This is a genomic window from Micromonospora deserti, from assembly GCF_003236335.1.
Taxonomy (GTDB): Bacteria; Actinomycetota; Actinomycetes; order Mycobacteriales; family Micromonosporaceae; genus Micromonospora; species Micromonospora deserti.
Window position 1 is genome coordinate 1 of sequence record NZ_POUB01000406.1, and the last position, 3,969, is coordinate 3,969.

The following is a 3,969-nucleotide window of genomic DNA, read 5'->3' on the forward strand; positions in this document are numbered from 1 at the left end:
ACGGCATACGAGTTGAGCGCTAGTCTCGTGGGCTCGGAGATGTGTATAAGAGCCAGGGCGGGAAGGAGGAGGCGGATCTGCCACTCGCGGGCGTTGAAGCCGCGCAGGGTCTCCGCGACGGTCTGCTCGGTGATCTCCTCGGGCGGGACCCAGGCGAGGCGACGGATCGAGTCGGGGGCGATCAGGTTCTCCGGCGGCAGGGTGTGCTCGCCGGCGATCCGGACCACCACCTCGCGGCAGCGGGCCAGCCGGGCCGCGGCCACCGGATCCCGCTCGGCCCAGCGGTGCGGCGGCGGGGGACCCTCCACCGTCGGGGCCACCGGCAGCGCGTCGTCCGGCAACTGCCGGGCGTCGTCGAGTGCGGCCAGCCAGGTGCGGGCCAGCCGGCGCACCGACCGGCCGCCGAAGCCGGGCAGGGTGAGCAGGCTCTTCTCGTCCTTCGGGTCCAGCTCGGCGGCGGCGACGATCGCCGAGTCCGGCAGCACCCGGCCCGGCGCGGCGTCCCGCCGGGCCGCGATCTGGTCCCGCGCGTACCACAGGGACCGGACCCGGGCCTGGGCCCGCGCCCCGCGCACCCGGTGGATGCCGGAGGTGCGCCGCCACGGCTCGGCACGCACCCGGGGCGGGCGCGCCCCGGTACGCACCAGCGCGGCGAACTCCTCCGCCGCCCACTCGGACTTGCCCTGCCGGATCAGCTCCTCGTCGAGCGCGTCGCGCAGGTCGACCAGCAGCTCCACGTCGAGCGCGGCGTAGGTCAGCCAGGACTCCGGCAGCGGCCGGCTCGACCAGTCGGCCGCCGAGTGGTGCTTCTCCAGGCCGAACCCGAGCAGCTGCTCGGTCAGCGCGGCCAGGCCGACCCGCTCGAATCCGGCCAGCCGAGCGGCCAGTTCGGTGTCGAAGAGCCGGCGCGGGCGCAGCCCGAGCTCGGCCAGGCACGGCAGATCCTGGCTGGCGGCGTGCAGCACCCACTCGGCCTCGCCGATCACCTCGTCGAGGGCGGTCAGGTCGGGCAGCGGTAGCGGGTCGATCAGCGCCGTGCCGGCGCCGGCACGGCGCAACTGCACCAGGTAGGCGCGCTGGCTGTAGCGGTAGCCCGAGGCGCGTTCCGCGTCCAGGGCGACCGGGCCGGTGCCCGCGGCGAAACGGGCCACGACCTCGTCGAACTCGGCGGGGGTGGCCACCGGCCGGGGCGTGCCCTCACGGGGGGCGGTCAGCGGAACGGGCCCGCCGGCGCTCGGCTCCGCCCCCGCGCCCGGCGGTTCCGGCAGGGCCGGCGGCGGGTGGTGCGGTGGGCTTCCCGTACGGCTTTCGGCGGCCCGACGGCGCTGGGGTGGTTCGTCGGTCACCTGACAACCCTAGTGCGCGACCGGGGACACGCGGGCGCAGCCGTCCGGCGTGTGTCGGTGAGGTGGCCGCCAGGTGTCCTCCCGTGAGCCGGACATCGGGGAAGACAAACCCCGTTCGCGCAGGTACGGTCCATCGGGCCGCAGCGCGGGCGCAGGCACCGCAGCCGGCGACTGTTCGGGCGTCTACGGGGAGGACGTGCATGACTGCGGGACACGAATCGGGCGGTGCGACGACGCCGCACGGCGCCGATCACGGCTGGCCGGCACCCGCCGGCGAGAGCCGCCCCGGGCCGCTGCCACCCCGCATCGAGCCGCACCCGGCGTCCGGGTCGGCGTACCCTCCGCCGGCCGCTGCCGGCCATCCGCCGCAGCCGACCCCGTGGGGTACGCCGTCCGCGCCCGCCCCGACCGGTCACCCGCCAGCGGATCCGGGTGGCTGGCCGTCGGCCGCCCGGGCCGCGGTCGCGGCACCGGCCGCCGGTCACCCGTCGGTGCCGGGACAGTCGGCGGATCCGAGTGGCTGGCCGCCCGCCGGGGCCACCGTCACGGCGCCCGCTACCGGGGCCACCGTCACGGCGCCCGCCGCCGGGGCCACCGTCACGGCGCCCGCCGCCGGGCAGCCGCCGGCCCCGGGACACCCGCCGATCGGGCCCACGTTCCCGGCCGGGGCGAATCAGCCGTACACCCCGCCGGGCCAGCCGTACACCCCGCCGGGCCAGCCGTACACCCCGCCGGGCCAGCCGTACACCCCGTCGGGCCAGCCGTACACCCCGTCGGGCCAGCCGTACACCGGGCCGGGCCAGCCGTACACCGGGCCGGTGTGGCCCGCGGCGACCCGGCCCGCCAACACCCGCCCCGGTCCGGGTCGCTGGCTCACCGTTACGGCGCTCGTGCTCGCGGCCGTGCTGACCGTGGTCACCGGGGTCCAGGCGTACCAGATCCACCGGCTCGGCGACCGGCTGGGCGACACCGACCGCCGGCTCGCGCAGGCGCAGGACGGCGCCGGCGTCCGGCTCGACGGCCTGGAGCAGCGGGCGGGGGCGCTGGAGAAGCAGGCCGGCGCCGCCTTCAATCCGGAGGCCATCGCGAGCGCTGTGCTGCCCAGCGTGTTCCGCGTGCGCGCCGGCCAGTTCACCGGCACCGCGTTCGCGGTGGGCAAGCCGGTGACCGGCGGGGGCACCAACCTGTTCACCAACTTCCATGTGGTGGAGGGGGTCTGGAACGGCGGCGGCCGGGAGGTCTTCCTGGAGCGGACCGACCAGCGCTTCCCGGCCACCATCGTCAAGGTGGACGAAACCAACGACATCGCTCACCTGCGGACCACCGGCAAGTTCACCGGCCTGGTGGCCGCGCCCGCCGCGGTGAAGCCCGGGCAGCAGATCGTCGTGGTCGGCGCGCCGCTCGGGCTGGCGGACAGCGTCACCACCGGCGTGGTCTCCGCCTTCCGCAAGGCCCAGGCAGGCGAGGGCCCGGTCATCCAGTTCGACGCCCCGATCAACCCCGGCAACTCCGGCGGCCCGGTGATCAACGGCAGCAAGCAGGTGGTCGGCATCGCCACCGCCAAGGCCCGGGACGCCGAGGGGATCGGCCTCGCCGTGCCGATCGACACCGCCTGCGACGGCTTCAAGATCTGCTGACCCGGTCAGCCCCCGACCCCGCACCTGTCGTACCGGCCCGGCGGAACGCTCCGCCGGGACCAGATCACGTGGAGGAAAGTACGAATGTCCCAGCCAGCGTCCGGGTCGGACGGCTTCCCGCCGCCCTACCCGCCGCAGCCCCCGGCTGCGCCCGGTCAGCCGCCGTCGGGCGGCAGTGCGCCCGGCACCACATACGGAACCCCGCGGCAGTACGGCACCCCGGCCGGACCCGCCCCCTACGGCGCACCGGTCAGCTCCCCGCCGCCCGCCGCGCCGCCGATGTCCGTGCCGCCGGCTGCCACGCCGGCGTTTGGGCCGCCGATGTCCGTGCCGCCGGCTGCCACGCCGGCGTTTGGGCCGCCGATGTCGGCGCCGCCGGTCTCGGGGCCGGCGTTTGGGCCGCCGATGTCGGCGCCGCCCCTGCCCGGTCCGCCTCTGCCGGGGCCGCCGTCCGCGGCACCCGCCGCCGGCAAGGGGCGGGCGGTGCTGATCCTGGCCGTGGTGGCCGGGCTGCTCTTCGTCCTGGGTGGGGTCATGACCGGCCTGTTCGTGACCACGAGCGGTGATCTGAGCCGGGCGGAGAAGCAGGTCAGCGAGCGCGACGGCACCATCGCGGCGAACGCCACCGAGATCGAGAAGCTCACGGCGGAGCTGCAGACGGTGCGGGACGAGCTCGACGACACCGAGCAGGACCTCACCGGCACCCGCAACGACCGGGACGAGCAGGCCCGGCAGAAGAAGGTCATCGCCAACTGCCTCGACAAGCTCACCACCGCCCTTGGCGCCGCAGCGGCCGGCAACCGGGCCGCCTACGACAAGGCCACCCAGGGCATGGAGAAGGTCTGCGACGAGGCCGAGAACTACCTCTGACCTGACCACCCGCGGTCGATCATGGAGTTGTGGTGCTCCCCGAAGGGGGCACAGCGGGGCATCCCGCCCACCACAACTCCATGATCGACGCAGCTGGGCGGGGGTGGGGTTTAGGC

Annotated in this window: 3 protein-coding genes; 2 read left to right on the plus strand and 1 reads right to left on the minus strand. The window is 75.7% G+C overall.

Features of this window, described 5'->3' with window-relative positions; translation table 11 throughout:
* The coding region (locus C1I99_RS30160; protein ID WP_111137568.1) for a ribonuclease D at positions 1 to 1,346 on the minus strand (1,346 nt) is incomplete at its 3' end.
* 491 nt (positions 1,347 to 1,837) lie between these two features.
* On the opposite strand from C1I99_RS30160, the gene C1I99_RS33540 reads away from it, so the two are divergent.
* Positions 1,838 to 2,983, plus strand: a complete 1,146-nt coding sequence (locus C1I99_RS33540; protein ID WP_438941465.1) for a S1C family serine protease — start codon at positions 1,838 to 1,840, stop codon at positions 2,981 to 2,983.
* Between the two features lie 483 nt (positions 2,984 to 3,466).
* Positions 3,467 to 3,853 (plus strand): hypothetical protein, encoded by a 387-nt coding sequence (locus C1I99_RS34355; protein WP_233512799.1) that lies wholly within the window; start codon positions 3,467 to 3,469, stop codon positions 3,851 to 3,853.
* Positions 3,854 to 3,969: the final 116 nt, after the last annotated feature.